This is a genomic window from Phycisphaerales bacterium, assembly GCA_040217175.1.
In the GTDB taxonomy this organism is placed as follows: Bacteria; Planctomycetota; Phycisphaerae; order Phycisphaerales; family UBA1924; genus JAHCJI01.
The window spans coordinates 1,453,358-1,468,852 of the sequence record JAVJNT010000002.1 but is presented as its reverse complement, the minus strand read 5'-3'; the positions used below and the strand labels follow the sequence as shown (position 1 = coordinate 1,468,852).

Genomic DNA, 15,495 nt, shown 5'->3' with positions numbered 1-15,495 from the left:
GAGGGCCACGGCTGGGCTCTATTCATTCATGAGTGACGCGAGTGACACAGATGTCATCACGCGTTGCGAACTCGAAAGGAGCTTACCCATGACCGTCATCACCGGACTGTTCGACACGCCGCAAGACGCGGCCGCAGCCGTGCACACGCTGGAAGCCCGCGGCATCTCCGAGAGCGAGATCAGCATCATGGCCGGCGAAAACTTCAAGAAGGAGGCGTTCGCCATCGATTCGCACTCCAAGCTGCCCGAGGGCGTCGCCATCGGCGCGGGCGCCGGCGGAGCCGTCGTCGCTCTGGCGGCCGGCCTGACCGCCGTAGGCACCGTCGCGACCGGCGGCGCGGGCTTGCTGGTCGCGGGCCCGGTCGTCGCGGCGCTCGCGGGTGCGGGCGCCGGCGCTGCCACCGGTGGCGTCATCGGCGGCGCGATCGGTGCGGCCATCCCCGAGCACGAGGTCAAGCACTACGAAGACGCCGTCCAGGAGGGCTCGGTGCTCGTGGGCGTGCACACCGACGACTCCGACCACAAGGACATCGCCAAGCAGACCTTCAAGGACTGCAACGCGGACAAGGTCTCGACCGCCTGAGTCGCACGGCAGATTCCACGAACGACAACACCCCGGCGTCGCATGACGCCGGGGTGTTTGTTGATCTCAGTAAGTCAGGCCAGCGAGGTCATTCGAGCACGATGATCTCGACGCGGCGGCTCGCCCGCTTCGTGCCCTTGGGCTTGGCGGGGCCGTATGCCGCCGAATGGACGCGGTCGTTGCTCAGTCCCTTGGAGACCAGGTAGCTCTCGACGGCCATGGCGCGCTCGGCGCTCAGCCGCTCGTTGGTCTTCCAGTCGCTCTTGCGGATCGGGTCGTTGTCGGTAAAGCCCGCCACGCGGATCTCGGCGTTCGGATACCGCTCGCGGATGACGCGAACCACCCCGTCGAGCACGCCGCGTGCGTCACGCTTGATCGTGACCGAGCCCGAGTCGAACAGCACCTCGCCGGCGATGTCGACCACGACCTCGCCCGCGCGCCGGCTGACGCCCGCGCCCAGGCCCTCGAAGCCGGTCATGTCGCCCGGGGCCGGCTGGGCGGCGAGCTGCGATGCCAGGTCGCGGTTCTGCTCGTCGAGGGCGCGATACCGCGCCTCGGCGTCGGTGAGCGCCATCTCGAGGCTCTCGTTGATGCGGCGGAGCTCCTGGTTCTCCATCACCAGCGGGTCGTCCGGGTTGGGGCCGTTGCTCGCGCAACCGACCGTCGCCAGCGCCACGCTCAGCAGCACCAGCACACAGGCCACGCGAGAGATCGAAGTTCGAAGCGAGACGCACATGGGCATGCCTTGGATCCTCCAATGCCGATGCGAAGCGAGACCGAACGCGGTGCCAGCGCCCCCTCCGTGAGGGCTCGGCCGACGCGCTGCAACCTTATCGGCGAGAGCACCCGAAAGTCTGTGAATCCGGCCGAAAACCGACTTCCGCCAACAAACGACAGCAGCGACAATTGCCTACGGCAGGTTCACCGGCTGACCCGTCATGCGGCTCAATCCGAACTCGACCGCCGGCTTGGCGAGCAGCACGAGCACCGTCGCGATCGCCAGCGACGGGCCATCGCTCCTGGCGTTGCGGGCGAGACCGTCGCAAAGGATGGTCGGGAGATAAGGAGCTATCGCTTATGCCCCATCCCTCGTCCGGAAGGCTAGGCAAATCATTTGGAGCGAACTCTCAATCGTGGACACGGGAGCCTGCCCGGTGATCAGAATTCGTAGTGAGTACCGCGCTTGGGAGAGGAACGGAACTGTCAGAAGGAGGTACCAAATCGGCACCGCGCCCGTTGTCGCCGTTGCCAACAACACCGGCACGGGAAGTTGCCAGAGCATACAAGAGCACAGGCAGAGCCACTTGGGGCCCCAACTCGTACGTGATTTTGCGGAGGGCATATCACTTACCCTCCCCTTGCGAGGCCGGAAGTTTCGTATCCAGCTCGTCTAGCGCAGACAACGCTTCGCCAACGAGCTTTGTCCGGCGTTGATACTCGTTGCGCATCTCCGTGAGGAGCTTGGGAAGGAGTTTTACAGCCTGGCTTTTCTGGACCAACGAACATTGAGACAGCTCTTCCCAATGCTGGTAGTGCTGTCGAACAGGTTGGCTGCGACGGGAAGAGAAGCGACCAAGCAAGAGTTCCTCGTACTCACTACGCTCGCGTTCGTGCTCACCTTCTTCTACGAAAAACAGCTTCCACTTCTTGCCGTCTCGTTTGAAGCCCACGCCTCGGCGATGGGGCCCCAACAAATCCTCCGAAACGCAACCATCGAGCCGGTCTACGACGAAGTGATCGCACTTTTCACTAATGGCCTCGAAGCGCTTTTCGGCATCGAGAATGCGTTCGGAGAGTTGGGTGCCGAGCAAATGCAACTCGGGCTTGGCGGGGAGGATGACGTCCGTCATGTGAACTCCTACGGCTTTCATGGGCCGCAATCAGGTTCGTGACTCCCGCTGTCGCGAAAACAGCGATGAGCATGGCAATTGTGACAGGGTAAACCGTCGCAACTTCGCCACGAGTGGCTAAGCCATGGCCGATTAAGCTATGTCACTGTAGCCGGAACTCCCACCGCCTGCAAGTTCGGTCGCTGGTGGCCCCGCATCGAATCTAGACGACTACGGCAGGTTCACCGGCTGGCCCGTCATGCGGCTCAATCCGAACTCGACCGCCGGCTTGGCGAGCAGCACGAGCACCGTCGCGATCGCCAGCGACGGGCCGTAGGGCATCGCCCGGCCGACGCCTCGGCTGAGCGACAGTCCGTAGAACGTCAGCACGATGCCGACGAACGCGGCGGCGAAGAACGCCAGCACCGCATCGATCCAGCCGACGCACGCCCCCACCGCCGCCATCAGGTGCACGTCGCCCAGGCCCATGGCCTCCTTGCCGAATCCCAGGCTGCCGAACAGCCGGATGGCCCAGACCACGCCGCCGCCCACGAGGTAGCCCAGGAGCGAGCCGCCCAGCGCGTCGAGCCACACCGGGCAGAAGCCCTCGAACCCGCTGGCCGCGATGTATCCGCCGAAGGCCAGCAGCACCGGCGGCGCGAGGAAGGCCATCTCCTTGATCATCTCCCGGCGTGCGTGCGGGTACGCGATCCAGACCTCCGCGTCGCTCGTCGAGTCTTCTGCGCTCGCCTTGGGCGCCGGCACGAACACCCGCAGCGGCACGCCCGCGATGATCGGCCCCGCCGCCGCCCCGATGATCACGCCGATGCCGGGCGCGTAGCCCAGCACGCGGGCGACGATGCCACCCGCAATTGCGGATGCGAGCACGGTGATGGCGATGATCGCCGGCCCACGCAGCCAGCCGGTCTGCGGCCGCCACTGGCCGGTCTCGGAAGCATCGATCTCTTCGAGCGTGGGAAGCGGCGGCAGGCCCTGCTCCTTGCGGTGCGCCTCTTCCCAGTCCATCGCGTCGGCGAAGCTCCGGCCGATGAGCTTGAGCTTCACAAGCAGCAGCGAAACACCGATGCCCAGCACGCCGCCCACGCCGATGCCCAGGCTCGCCCGGCCGTACGTCGGGATGGGCCATCGCCACCCGTCGTCGCCACTGGGCATCGGATACTCGAGGCCCTTCAGCGAGAGGAACACGCCGTAGCCCGTGTGGATGAGCACGCCCGCAGCCGTGGCAAACCACGGCAGCACGAGCGGGATCATCGTGGTCTTCAGGTCGGTCAGCGTCATCGCCAGCAGCGAGCCCAGGAGCAGGAGCACGATGGCGAGCATCGGGGCAGACTGCGTCGGCACGCCGTTGAACCGATCGATGGTCGCCCAATCGGGACGCAGCGTGGCGAGGTCGAGCCCCAGCACCTCGAAGCCCGCGCTCGTGCCGCTGATGGCGGGGATCAGGTACCACGCGACGTAGAAGAGCGTGAACAGGCTCGCCGCGAACAGCTCGACCAGCGGATACTCGGGCGAGATGGGCGTCCGGCAATACCGGCACTTCCCACGCAGGAAGAGCCAGCCGAAGATCGGGATGTTGTCCTTCCAGCGGAGCTTGGTCTCGCACGCCGGGCAGCGCGAGGGCGGCGTGACCACGCCGATGCCGCGCGGCAGCCGGTACGCCAGCACGTTGATCAACGAGCCCACGCACGCGCCGAAGGCGAACACGAACAGCAGGGTGGCCACCCGGGGCAGGATGATGACGAGGTCTTGCAAGCGGCGTGGGCTCCGGCAGGGCTATCGGCCAGTTCGGTCCGGCGAGTCAATCGGCCTTGGGCTTCGCCGTTCCGGCATTCTCAGCCTCGAGCTTGCCCGTGACGTCCTCGATGCGCTGCTCGGCGTCCTTGAGCATGCTGCGGCACCTCGCGAGCAGCCGCACGCCCTTCTCGTACTCGCCGATCGACCGTTCCAGCCCGCTCTGCCCGGTCTCGATGCGCTCGATGATGGCCTCGACCTCCGACAGCGCCTCCTCGAAGGTGGGCTCGGGCTGCTCTTGCTTGGGCTTCTTGTCGGCCATGGTCATCAACCTTTCGAGTCGCCGAAGAGGCCGAGCTGGGGCGGCTCGTCCCTGGTTGCTGGCTTGCGTGCCGTTGGCTTGGGCTTGGCCGGTGCCTTCTTCTCGGCGGCTGCCTTCCCGTCCACCGTCGAGCGTACACGCCCATCGGCCAGCGTGGTGACGAGCTCGTCGCCCGCCGACACGCCCGAGGCCGACCGCACGAGCCGCCCGTCCGCCAGCGTGGTATAGGAATACCCCCTCGCCAGCACCGCCTGGGGCCCCACCGCCCGGAGCTGCCGCTCGTGCCCGTCAAGCTTCCTGAGTTCGCCTTCGAGTCGCCCCGACATCGATCGCCGCAGGCGATCGGCGGCGTGGTCGAGCCGCTGGGCGCGGCGGGCCAGCTCGGCCGCGGGCTTGTGCGCGTCGAGGCGGGCGCTCAGCCGCTCGAGCCGTAGGGCGGCGTGGTGCATGCGCGCCCGCGTCCGGTCGTGCAGGCGATCGGCCGTTCGTTCCATCGCGGCGCGCGCGTCGGCGGTGATGCTCTGCGGGCTGGCGATCGGCCGGCGTCGCGACAACGCCTCGACCGCGCGCCGCGCGTCGGCCGTCCGCCGGAGCAACGCCCCGCGCATCCGGCCCTTTGCAATGTCGACCTGCTCGAGCAACTGCGCACCGTCGGGCGTCAACCGCATCGCCGCCTGCGTCGGCGTCGCGGCCCGCACGTCAGCCACCAGTTCGGCGATCGTCGTATCCGTCTCGTGGCCGATCGCCGCGACGACGGGCACCGGACACTTGAGGATCGCCTCGGCCAGCGCGCGATCGTTGAAGGCCCACAGGTCCTCGGCCGAGCCGCCGCCGCGGGTGATGATGACCGCGTCGATGCCGAGCATGTGGTGCTGCCTCGAGAGCGACACCAGCTTCGCGCGCAGCTCCGCGGCCGCGGTCTCTCCCTGCACGCGCGCATCGACGAACGCGACTTCGACCGAAGGGCACCGCCGCCGCATGGTGTCCAGCACGTCCTGGAGCGCGGCCGAGCTGCGGCTGGTGATCACCGCCACTCGACGCGGAAACGCCGGCAGCGGCCGCTTGCGTACGTCGTCGAACCAGCCCAGCCCGCGGAGCTCCTCGCAGAGCTGCTTGAAGGCAAGGTCGAGCGCGCCGGCCCCCACCGGCTGGGCGTTCGTGCCGATGAACGAGAGCTTGCCGGCCTTGGCGTAGAACTCGAGCGAGCCGGTGACGACGACCTCGAGCCCGTCGCGCAGCACGACCCGATGCTTGCGCACGACGTTGGCGAACAGCACGCACGACACGACCGCTTCGCCGTCCTTGAGATCGAAGTACAGGTGGGTGCGCTCGCGCAGGCCGCTGACCTCACCCACCACGCGCAACGGGCTGGCTACGCCGCGGCGGATGGCGCCGTCGACGAGCGCCGCCAATTCGCGCACGCGCATGGGCGCGTTGGCGGGCTTCGGCGTAGCCGGCGCCTCGGGCGTGCGCGGCTTGGCGGCCATCTTGGAAGGGTCGAACAGCGGGCGAGACATCGGTTGATTATCGCACCCAGAAAAAAGGAAGGCCCCGCCACGCGGCAGGGCCCCCCAGGCAAAGAAGGAGAACGCTTGGGATTCGATCAGTCGGCGGACGCGACCGTCGCCTCCTGAGTCGGTTGGGCGGCGGCCCGCACCGTCGCCCGATGGGCCTTCATTCGTTCGAGGGCCGCGGCGAGACGCGCGCGATCGGCGGCCGGCGCCTGCACGCGGAAGCCGCCGCCCCCGCTGGCGCCCTCGGGCATGCGGATGGTGGCGCGCGGCACGATGGCGGCGCGGTCGGCGCCGACGCGCTCGCCGGCATGCGAGGTGACCGCTGCATTCTCGCGCAGCCAGGCGAGCCTTGCCTCTTCGAGCCGATCGGCCACGTACCGCTGGGCGCGGACGAAGCCGTTGGTCACGCGGGCGTAGTTGCGGATGGTGCCGTCGACGCGGATCTCGAAGCGGGCCGGGTCGTTCTGCCGCTCGTGCGGGTTGATGACGAACCGCTGGAACGGCTGCAGCCGATCGAGCGTGGGCACCTCAACGACGATGTGGGTGGTTTCCTGGGTCTCGCTCGACGTCGCGGCGGCCTCCACCGTGCGGACGTCGCTGACCGGGTGCAGGCCCTGGGCAAGGGCCGAGCCGGCCGTCGCGCTCAGGGCGAGCAATGCGATAACGGTTCGATTCTTCATTTCTTCACTTCTCCCGCTCTACCACCCTCCGGGTGGCCGTGGGCCAGTCGGACCCCCTGCACACGTCTATTCAAACGCATAAACCGTCCTGTTGCAAGGCTTTATGCGCGCAGTCCAGAAAATCACTCAAGCGGCGGCCGGCTGAGCGATCGGGACGATCGTTATCCGGACTTGGTCGAAGTCATGCCTTCGTAGATCGCTTCGACGGCAGCGACGTGGGCGGCCCCAACGTGAAACTGCTCGATGGCGTCCAGGCCCTTGGACCGGCGCTCCTCGGCCAGCCTCGAATCCTCGAAGACGCGGCGGAGTTCTTCGACCCAGCGGTCCGGGTCGCCCGGGTCGAGCTGCGTCACGCCGTAGTCGGTGCCCAGCTCGTCGATGAGCGGATCGGCCACCGCGGCGACGAGGATGCCCTGGGCGTGGGCGTCGAGCACGAGGCTGCGGTGCTCGTGCAGCGCGTCGGGCAGCAGCAGCGCATCGACGCGCAGGGCGGGCTCGCGGTGGGCCTCGACCGAGGGCACGAAGCTCACGTGCTCGGCCATCGCCAGCCGCTCGACGACGGTGCGGAGGTGGGCGTGGTGGGCCGCGTCGGCATCGGCAAAGATGAGCGGCGGCTGGTCGCCGTCGAGTCGCACGCGAGAGAGGGCCTCCATCGCGTGGGCCCAGCAATCCCGGTCGTGGCCCGTGCCCGCGAGCAGCACGGCGGGGCGGTCGCCCGCGGCCATGGGCTTGTCGCCCTCGGTGGCTGCCTCGGCGTGCACGCCCCACCGGACGAGCCGGAGGTGGCGGCTGTCGAGCTTGCGCAGGCAGCGGCGCTCCAGGCCCGGGCTGGGCACGCTTGCGAGCACGCGGTCGTCGACGCTGTCGAGGTGGGCCCCGCCCAGCGCGTCGGCCAGGCGAGCGCTGTAGACCTCGAGCACCAGGCCGGCCCCGAGAAGCCCGGCCGTCTCGAAGGCCAGCGGCCAGGCCTGGCCACCGAACACGTGCACCACGGCGATGCCGTCGCTACCGGCGGACTCGAGCGCCTGCTGGGCCAGGTCTCGCGCGCGGCGGCCGAGCGGCGGCAGCGGGCCGTGGGGCGTGTAGCCGATGGCCTGGGAGAACACGCGGCCGTCGAGCAACTCGGGCAGCGTATCTGGCACGGCGTGGAAGACGCGTGTGCCGCCGGTGACGAGGCCGACCTCGAGCCGCGCTAGCAGGTCACGCTCGCGCGAGGCGAAGTCTTCGTCGGCCAGGATCATGACGGCGGGCATGGCGCCTCGCTTGCGCGCAAAGGGGGCGGTCAGGCGGTGGCGGCGGCCTCACGCTGCGCGCGGTAGTTGAGGTCTGGCGGACGGCTCTCGTGGTCTCGCACGGCGCGCGTGCGCCAGACGCCCACCCAGTGGCCCTTGTCGACTTCCTGCAGGTAATAGTCGCCCGCGGGCTCGTCCTTGGCGGCCAGGTCGGCCGGCGGCTTGTGCCAGGGCCACCATGGACGCACCCCCTGGGCGGCCTCAGGCAGGCGCTTGAACTGCGACTCGTCTTCGACGACTTCCTTGATGGTGACGAGGCGATCGAGCCGGCTGCCGATCTTCGGGATGCTCGCGAGCAGGCCGCGCGTGTAGGGGTGCATGGGATTGTCGAACACGCTGAAGACCGTCCCGTACTCGACGACGCGGCCGGCATACATGACGCAGACGACGTCGGCGTTCTCGGCCACGACGCCCAGGTCGTGGGTGATGAGCATGACGGCCATGTCCATCTCGTCCTTGAGCGAAGAGAGCAGCTCGAGGATCTGGGCCTGGATCGTCACGTCGAGCGCGGTCGTCGGTTCGTCGGCCAGCAGCAGACGCGGGCGGCAGGCGAGGGCCATGGCGATCATGACGCGCTGGCGCATGCCACCGGAGAACTGGTGCGGATAGGCCTTGATGCGCTTCTCGACCTCGGGGATGCCCACCGATCGCATGGCCTCGAGGGCGATGTCTCGGGCCTTGCTGCCGCTGACGTCCTGGTGCAGCAGGATGGCCTCCATGATCTGGTCGCCCACGGTGTAGACCGGGTTGAGGCTCGTCATGGGCTCCTGGAAGATCATGGCGATGTCGTTGCCGCGGATCTCACGCATCTCCTTCTCGCTCAGCCGCAAGAGGTCGATGGTGTTGCCGTCCTCGGTTCGGAAGAGGATCTGGCCGCGGTCGAACCGGCCCGGCGGACGTGGCACGAGCTGCATCGAGCTCATGGCGGTCACGCTCTTGCCGCAGCCCGACTCGCCCACCACCGCGAGCGTCTGGCGCGGATAGATGGTCATGCGCACGCCGTCGACGGCCTGGATGCGCGGCCCGTTGCCGTTGTCGAACGACACGGCGAGGTCGCGCACCTGGATGATCGGCTTGGCGTTGGGATCGACCTGGCCGGCCTTGGCACCCTTCGCGCCGCTGGCGGTCGTGCTGGTCGTTGTCGTCGCGTCGGTCAAGTCGAGGCTCCGTTGTCTCTGGGCTCGGGCGCGTTGGGCGTTTGGCGCGTCACACGCGGGCCTTCTTGAGCTTGGGATCGATGGCGTCGCGGAGGGCCTCGCCGATGAGGTTGTAGCTCAGCACGGTGAGGAAGATCGCAAAGCCGGGGAAGATGGCCAGCCACCACATGAACTTGCCGACCTGGTTGGTCGCGTCGCTCAGGAGTGCACCCCAGCTGGGCTGGTTGGGGTCGCCCAGGCCCAGATAGCTCAGGATGGCCTCGGCCAGGATGGCCGCGGCGATGGCGAACGAGGCATCGACGAGCACGGGCGTGACGCCGTTGGGCAGCATGTGCTTGAAGAGCACGCTGCGGAGCGGCAGGCCCACCGAGCGGGCCGACTGCACGAAGTCCTGGTTGCGCAGCTTGTAGAACTCGGCGCGGATGAAGCGCGCACTTCCCGTCCACGTCACGCAGCCGATGATGGCCATCATGACGTACACGTTCTTTGGCAGCACCGCCGCCGCCACGATGAGCAGGAACAAGAGCGGGATGGCCATGAAGACCTCGACGATGCGGTAGAGCACGATGTCGACCCAGCCGCCGAAGTAGCCCATCAGCGCACCGACCACCACGCCGATGACCACGGCGATGCTCGTGCTCACGAGCCCGATGGAGATCGATAATCGGCAGGCGTGCAGCATGCGGCTGAGCACGTCCTTGCCGTCCGAATCGGTGCCGAGCGCGTAGCCCGGCGCGGGCTTGGCGGTGAGCAGTTCGTCGATGTCGCCGACGGTCATGCCGGGATCGTCGGCGGCGGCGGCCAGGACGGCGGCGAAGGCCTCGTCGGCGGTGATCGGAAGCGTGTCCTCGGCGAAGCCGAGCTGGGCCTCGATGGCGGCCATGACCTCGTCGTCGAGCGGCATGTCGGCAACGGCGACGCCCGAGTCGAGCGAGCGCTGGCTGAGGCCGACGTCTTCGAGGCCCTTGAGCACCTGCGAGTAGACCGTGCTGCCCGGCGGGAGCAGGTCGACCGCGGTGCCACCCTGGCGCGGCGACCAGGGGATGACGGTGTAGACGGCGCTGATGCGCTCCTGGTTCTGCTCGAAGGCGTAGCGGAAGCTGGGTGGCGGGGTCGTCCAGCGGGCGGCCATGAGCCCGAACATGACGAGCCCCACAAGCGCGGCGATGCCCGCGCGGCCGCGGAGCTTGTCCAGCGGGTGGGCCACGACGAACAGCGAGCTGGCGACCACCGCGATGATGAGCGAGGCGATGACCTCGAAGTAGGGCTGCCGCTCGAAGGCGCGCAGCCACGGGGCCGCGTCGCGGTTGGCGGCCTGTCCGCTGACGATCGAGTGTACCAGCATGATGAGGCCGGCCTGCAGCGATACGGTCAGCAGCACCTTGGCGCGGTCGCCCCGGCCGCCGCCCCACTTGGGAATGAGCAGGACGAGCCCGGCGATGGCGCCCACGAGCAGCGTGAGATCGACCACGGTCAGGTACTCGAGCAACGGCGATCGCACGGGCGCGTCTTCGTTTGCGTTGGCTGCGAGGCCCAGGAGCGCACCGATCGCGACGATCCAGAGCAGCGGCGTCATCCACGCGCGGATGCGGTGGGACAGGTTGAACGCGCCCGCGACCCAGACAAGGCCGGCGGCCGCGGCGATGTCGACGGCGATCTGGAATGCGTAGTTCGTGACCTGGCCGTCCTGCGGATTGCCCAGCAGGAATTGGGTGAAGGTGAAGAGTTGCGTGCCGAGCTCGTCCTCGGTCTTGCCGACGAAGAACTGGGCGAAGACGCGGAGTGCGAAGACGAGGGTGACCAGGCCGGCAAGGCCCGCGAGCAGCGGCATCGGCTGCTTGCGGGGCGCCACGATCCACGCAGCCGACCAGATGAGCGTGAAGAGGATGAGCCGGGCGCCGTCGAAGCTGGTGATGGCCTCGCCCAGCCCGCCGAAGAGCGCGCCGACGGGGCTGGTGTTCGGCTCGGCGACCATCAGGATCGGGTGGCCGTTGGCGACAAGCGGCGCGAAGACGGCAAAGAACCCGATGAGCGCCACCCACGCGATGCCCAGCACCGCGCCCGGACGCTTGAAGACCTGCTTCCACGCCTCGGTCCAGAAGCCCTCGGCCGGGCGGTGACCGATGCCCTGCATGAGGTGCACGCCGGTGACGGAGGTGAGCTCATCGCCTCCGTCGAAGTCGCCCGGGGCGCGCATCTCCTTGCCCGGGTCGTCCATGGGCCCGGGCACGCCGCCGGCTTCGCTCGAAGTGGTCGGTTCGTTCTTCATCAGTCGTAGGAGATCCGTGGGTCGGCCATGGCGTACAGGATGTCGGCCAGCAGCAGGGCCAGCATGTTCACGAGCCCGACGATGAGCGCGTTGGCCAGCAGCAGCTCGCGGTCACGCAGGCCGATGGCCTCGATGATGAGGCTGCCCATGCCCGGCACGCTGAAGATGCGCTCGATGACGACCGACCCACCCAGCATCGCCGGGAAGATCGAGACGAACATCGTGATGATCGGCAGCAGGCTGTTGCGGAAGACGTGGCGGAAGACGACGTCCTTGCGCGACACGCCCTTGGCCTTGGCCGTGCGGACGTAGTCGGCGTTGAAGTTCTCGAGCATGGCGGCGCGGGTCTGCTTGCTGAGGATCGCAAAGCCCGTGTAGACCAGGCACGCGACCGGCAGCACGAGGTGCCAGAGCGTGTCGATGATGTAGCCGCGCTGGAACTGGCTGGTCGTCGTGCCGTCGGCCAGCGTGACCTCGACCGACCCCGGCAGCATGGTCATCGTCTCGGACTCGGGCGAATGCAGGCCCGTGACCGGGAACCAGCCCAGCCAGTCCTTGCTGGCCAGGAAGCCGACCGCGAGCACGCCCGCCCACACGACGGGGATCGACCAGAGCGCGACGTAGAAGGCGCCCAGGCCCACGTCGAGCAGCGAACCCTGCCGGCTGGCGGCCAGCACGCCCGATGGGATCGCCACGATGTAGATGATCGGCACAGCAATCAGGTTCAGCATGAGCGTGACCGGCAGCGCTTCGGCGATCAGCGTCGACACGGGCCGCGAACGCGCAAAACTGAGGCCGAGGTCGGGGGCCGCGATCGAAAGCAAGCCGGGGATGATCGGTACGCCAGCCTGGCGGAACATCTTGGCGTCGAACACCGCCTGCGATCGGGCGGTCGCGTTGAGCAGCCGCTCGTAGTCGCGGACCATATCGGCGGCGCGTGCCTCCGCCGCGGCCCACAGCTCGGCATCGCCCGCCTCGAAGGCCGAGCGTGTAAGGCGCTGCGCCGCTTTGGGCTTGATCTGGCCTCGATCCTCGACGGCTTCGGGATGGCCGATGTCCTTGGCGAGGTCGCCCATGGCGATCTCGAATCGCGTGCGCGAACCGAGGTAGGCCGCGCGGACCTGGGCGTAGTCGCCGGCCGAGCGGCGATAGATCTGGCTTCGCAGCTCTTCCTCGTCGGGCACGGCGACGGCGTCTTCGGGTTCGGCCGTCGGCAGCCCGTCGGCGAACCACTGCCACAGCGGCGGATCATCGACCGGCTTGGGCTTGCTGAAGCGCTCGCCGCTGGGCGTGAACTGGTCGCGGGCGCCGAACTTCACGGGGCTCACCCGGCCGAGCCACCGAACGTACTGCAGCATGATGGGCGCGTCGAGGCCGTAGCGGTCTTCGAGGTAGGCGCGCTGCTGGGCGACGCTGCCCGAGTCCATCTGCCCGCCGCCGGAGACCTGCAGCGCGGCGCCCACGCCGCCGGGGCTCATCGCCACGAGCAGGAAGATCAGCAGGGTCATGCCGATCACCGTGGGGATCATGAGCAGCAGGCGTCGGATGATGTAGGTCGTCATGGGCAGGGTTGCTCAGGAACGAGGAAGGGAACGGCGCGGGGCGATCCTTGGAGTGGCTTCGTGGCTGGCTTCAGTTCTGCGCCGGCAGGCTCTCTCGCCCGACCCAGAACTCGTTGTACTGCAAGCCCGAGTTGTACTCCTGGACGTTGCCCGACCGCTTCGTGGTGAAGCGGATCCACGGGATCTCGTTCATGAACGTGTAGGGCTGCTCTTCGTGGTAGACCGAGTGCAGCTCGTGCCAGACGGCCATGCGCTCGTCGAAGTCGAGCGTCTGGCGGCCCTGCTCGATGAGCCGATCGGCATCGGGGCTGTTCCACTGGATGAAGTTGTCGCCCTGGTTCTCGATGTTGTCCGAGTGCCAGATCTGGTACGGGTCGTTCTCGGGGGCCGAGGCCGACCAGGCAAAGGTGATCGCATCGAAGTCGCGGCGGTTGAGGATGTCCACGAGCACCGACCAGTCGATGGTGCGCAGCTGCATGTCGATGCCGTAGCGCGCGAAGTCGGCCTTCATGAAGTTGGCCATCTGCAGCGTCGAGTCCGAACCGTTTGAGAAGGTGAACTCGAAGGTGAAGGGGTTGCCGTCCTCGTCTTCGAGCATCCCGTCGCCGTCGCGGTCCTGCCAACCGGCCTCGACCAGCAGCGCGAGGCCCGCCTCGGGATCGTGCGGCCATGGCTCGATGCTGGGATTGGACTGCGGGGTCGAGCTCAGGAACGGGCCCGTCGCGGGGCGCACGAGGTTCTTGGAGATGTCTCGGCGGATGCGATCGCGGTCGATCATCATCGTCATGGCCTTGCGCACGCGTGCGTCGTGGAACGGCGTGAGCTTGTCGCCGTTGCGCGGGCCGCACTGCCAGGCGATGAACGAGTAGCCGCCGCGCATGTTGTACCAGATGCGCGGGTCGTGCTCCTTGAGGAACTCCTGATCGGTGCGCTGCTCGACGAACTGCTGGGCATTCGGACGCATCATGTCGCCACGGCCGCTCGTGTACGCGATGAGCTTCGTCGTGTAGTCGCTGATGACGGTGATGCGGTAGCTATCGAGCGCGGGCATGGGCCCCCAGTACTGCTCGTTGCGAACGAGCACGATGTCGCTGGGCGGCGTCCACTGCGAGTCGGGCGAGACGGTCGCGAAGCGGAACGGGCCCGAGCCGACCGTCAGGGCCGTGCTCTGGTTGTACCGCGTGGGGCTCTCGATCCACTCCTGGTAGATGTGCTTGGGCAGGATCTTGAAGCCAAAGGCCTGCTGCAGGTTGTCGAAGCGCGGCGTCTTGAACGTGAAGTGCACGACGCGGCTGGTCTCGGGATCGCCGATGACCTCGACCGTTTCGATGGCGTTATACACGCTGCGGAAGCGTTCGGCCTCGATCTGCATGTTGAACAGCAGGTCGTCGTGCGTCCAGCGGACGTCCTCGGCCAGCACGGGCGAACCGTCGCTGTAGCGGGCCTCGTCGCGGATCTTGACGCGAAGCCAGGTGCCGTCGGCGGGGTACTGCCAGGCCTCGGCCAGCAAGCCGCGCACCTTCAGGGTCTTGGGGTCGTACCAGCCCAGGCTCTCGCAGACCAGATCAACCACGCGGCGGCCGTAGACGTCGGCGTAGGTGTAAGGAGTGAGCTTGGGCGGCTGGCCCTCGTAGATCTCGGTAAACTCGCCGCCGGGGACGAAGTCTTCGTCGGCTCGCGGATCGGTGGTGAAGGTCCAGGGCTCGCTGAAGGTGATCTCGACGCCGTCCTTGGCCCACTCCGTGCTGGCGGGGGTCGTCGAGGTGGTCGCGGGGCTGCCGCCGGGCATCGGAGCGCCCTGGCCGGCGATGACGACGGGCCGGCGGGTGACCTCGGTCTCGAGCCGCACGATCTGCTTCTCGAGGGCCTCGAGGCGGTCGTTGGCCTGCTGGGTAAGGTCCCAGCGGCGGTCATCCTGGTAGATGGCCACCCAGATGCTGACGAACAGCCCCAGGATGAGCGCGATCACGATCAGGTCCTTCAGACCGAAGTTGTTCTGCATTTCCAACCCTCGGCGGATCTTCCACCCGTCAGGCGTGTTGGGGAGTCACGGCCGGGCGCAACGATAAACGGCCACCAGCACCCTTCCGCTAGTGTAGCGTGCAGGTGTTACGGAGCCGTGAAGGCGTTGGATCGCCCTGGGGTTGTTCGGAATGTCCGCATGAAGGGAGCGCGGCGCACGGGGCGTGCGCACGGGCGCTACGGGGTAGCCCGAGTGGGCGTCGCGATCAGGCGGCGCGCGGGCCGTCGTCGTCGTCGAGGTCGAAGCGGTCGATCAGGTCGCGCAGGTTGTCGAGGCGACGCTGGGTTTGCTCCAGCGCCGCGGTGACCTGCTTGACCGAGTCGTCGGCCTCTCCCACGGTCAGACGAAGGGGGGCAGCCGGTGCCGGAGGCGTCTTGGTGCGCTTCCTGGTCGGCTTGGGGCCTTCGGGCGGCGTGGAATCAGTGATCGTAAGCATCGCTATGGCATCGGCTTAGCGACGCGCGGGCTTTGCGCCGAACGCAGGTGTTTCGCGCTCGCAGGCGGAATTGGGT

Annotated in this window: 13 protein-coding genes; 1 reads left to right on the top strand and 12 read right to left on the bottom strand. The window is 67.9% G+C overall.

Annotation, left to right across the window (positions count from 1 at the left end; all coding sequences use genetic code 11):
• Positions 1-88: 88 nt before the first annotated feature.
• Complete coding sequence (locus RIA68_13490) at positions 89-583, top strand: hypothetical protein (protein ID MEQ8318455.1); 495 nt, start codon at positions 89-91, stop codon at positions 581-583.
• Positions 584-671: 88 nt separating this feature from the next.
• Here RIA68_13490 and RIA68_13485 read toward each other — a convergent pair whose 3' ends face one another.
• The 12 genes from RIA68_13485 to RIA68_13430 form a co-directional block, all read right to left on the bottom strand.
• Complete coding sequence (locus tag RIA68_13485; GenBank protein ID MEQ8318454.1) at positions 672-1,325, bottom strand: OmpA family protein; 654 nt, start codon at positions 1,323-1,325, stop codon at positions 672-674.
• Positions 1,326-1,926: 601 nt separating this feature from the next.
• Positions 1,927-2,433: a hypothetical protein gene (locus RIA68_13480; protein MEQ8318453.1), complete on the bottom strand. Its 507-nt coding sequence runs from the start codon at positions 2,431-2,433 to the stop codon at positions 1,927-1,929.
• Between the two features lie 210 nt (positions 2,434-2,643).
• Positions 2,644-4,185: a prepilin peptidase gene (locus RIA68_13475; protein MEQ8318452.1), complete on the bottom strand. Its 1,542-nt coding sequence runs from the start codon at positions 4,183-4,185 to the stop codon at positions 2,644-2,646.
• A 46-nt stretch (positions 4,186-4,231) separates the two neighbouring features.
• Positions 4,232-4,486 (bottom strand): exodeoxyribonuclease VII small subunit, encoded by a 255-nt coding sequence (gene xseB, locus RIA68_13470; GenBank protein ID MEQ8318451.1) that lies wholly within the window; start codon positions 4,484-4,486, stop codon positions 4,232-4,234.
• Between the two features lie 5 nt (positions 4,487-4,491).
• Entirely contained in the window at positions 4,492-6,003 is a 1,512-nt protein-coding gene (gene xseA / locus RIA68_13465) for an exodeoxyribonuclease VII large subunit (protein ID MEQ8318450.1), read from the bottom strand.
• An 86-nt stretch (positions 6,004-6,089) separates the two neighbouring features.
• A complete protein-coding gene (locus tag RIA68_13460; GenBank protein ID MEQ8318449.1) occupies positions 6,090-6,680 on the bottom strand; it encodes a hypothetical protein in 591 nt (196 codons plus the stop codon).
• Positions 6,681-6,841: 161 nt separating this feature from the next.
• Complete coding sequence (locus RIA68_13455; GenBank protein ID MEQ8318448.1) at positions 6,842-7,933, bottom strand: glycosyltransferase; 1,092 nt, start codon at positions 7,931-7,933, stop codon at positions 6,842-6,844.
• A gap of 29 nt (positions 7,934-7,962) precedes the next feature.
• Positions 7,963-9,129, bottom strand: coding sequence for an ABC transporter ATP-binding protein (locus RIA68_13450; protein MEQ8318447.1), 1,167 nt, complete (start codon positions 9,127-9,129; stop codon positions 7,963-7,965).
• Between the two features lie 49 nt (positions 9,130-9,178).
• Positions 9,179-11,398 carry an ABC transporter permease gene (locus RIA68_13445; protein MEQ8318446.1) on the bottom strand — a complete coding sequence of 740 codons (2,220 nt, stop codon included), beginning with the start codon at positions 11,396-11,398 and terminating at the stop codon, positions 9,179-9,181.
• Entirely contained in the window at positions 11,398-12,960 is a 1,563-nt protein-coding gene (locus RIA68_13440) for an ABC transporter permease (GenBank protein MEQ8318445.1), read from the bottom strand. Before RIA68_13440 ends, RIA68_13445 begins: the two co-directional genes overlap by 1 nt.
• Before the next feature lie 70 nt (positions 12,961-13,030).
• The gene (locus RIA68_13435; protein ID MEQ8318444.1) at positions 13,031-14,962 is read right to left on the bottom strand and encodes an ABC transporter substrate-binding protein; all 1,932 of its coding nucleotides are present in this window, start codon (positions 14,960-14,962) and stop codon (positions 13,031-13,033) included.
• Positions 14,963-15,188: 226 nt separating this feature from the next.
• Positions 15,189-15,419, bottom strand: coding sequence for a hypothetical protein (locus RIA68_13430; GenBank protein MEQ8318443.1), 231 nt, complete (start codon positions 15,417-15,419; stop codon positions 15,189-15,191).
• Positions 15,420-15,495 lie beyond the last annotated feature (76 nt).

Coding starts and splice junctions, on each gene's coding strand:
- RIA68_13485 (MEQ8318454.1), bottom strand. CDS start 1,325: ATGCCCATGTGCGTCTCGCTTCGAACTTCGATCTCTCGCGTGGCCTGT.
- xseB (MEQ8318451.1), bottom strand. CDS start 4,486: ATGGCCGACAAGAAGCCCAAGCAAGAGCAGCCCGAGCCCACCTTCGAG.
- RIA68_13430 (MEQ8318443.1), bottom strand. CDS start 15,419: ATGCTTACGATCACTGATTCCACGCCGCCCGAAGGCCCCAAGCCGACC.
- xseA (MEQ8318450.1), bottom strand. CDS start 6,003: ATGTCTCGCCCGCTGTTCGACCCTTCCAAGATGGCCGCCAAGCCGCGC.
- RIA68_13435 (MEQ8318444.1), bottom strand. CDS start 14,962: ATGCAGAACAACTTCGGTCTGAAGGACCTGATCGTGATCGCGCTCATC.
- RIA68_13480 (MEQ8318453.1), bottom strand. CDS start 2,433: ATGACGGACGTCATCCTCCCCGCCAAGCCCGAGTTGCATTTGCTCGGC.
- RIA68_13455 (MEQ8318448.1), bottom strand. CDS start 7,933: ATGCCCGCCGTCATGATCCTGGCCGACGAAGACTTCGCCTCGCGCGAG.
- RIA68_13445 (MEQ8318446.1), bottom strand. CDS start 11,398: ATGAAGAACGAACCGACCACTTCGAGCGAAGCCGGCGGCGTGCCCGGG.
- RIA68_13440 (MEQ8318445.1), bottom strand. CDS start 12,960: ATGACGACCTACATCATCCGACGCCTGCTGCTCATGATCCCCACGGTG.
- RIA68_13490 (MEQ8318455.1), top strand. CDS start 89: ATGACCGTCATCACCGGACTGTTCGACACGCCGCAAGACGCGGCCGCA.
- RIA68_13460 (MEQ8318449.1), bottom strand. CDS start 6,680: ATGAAGAATCGAACCGTTATCGCATTGCTCGCCCTGAGCGCGACGGCC.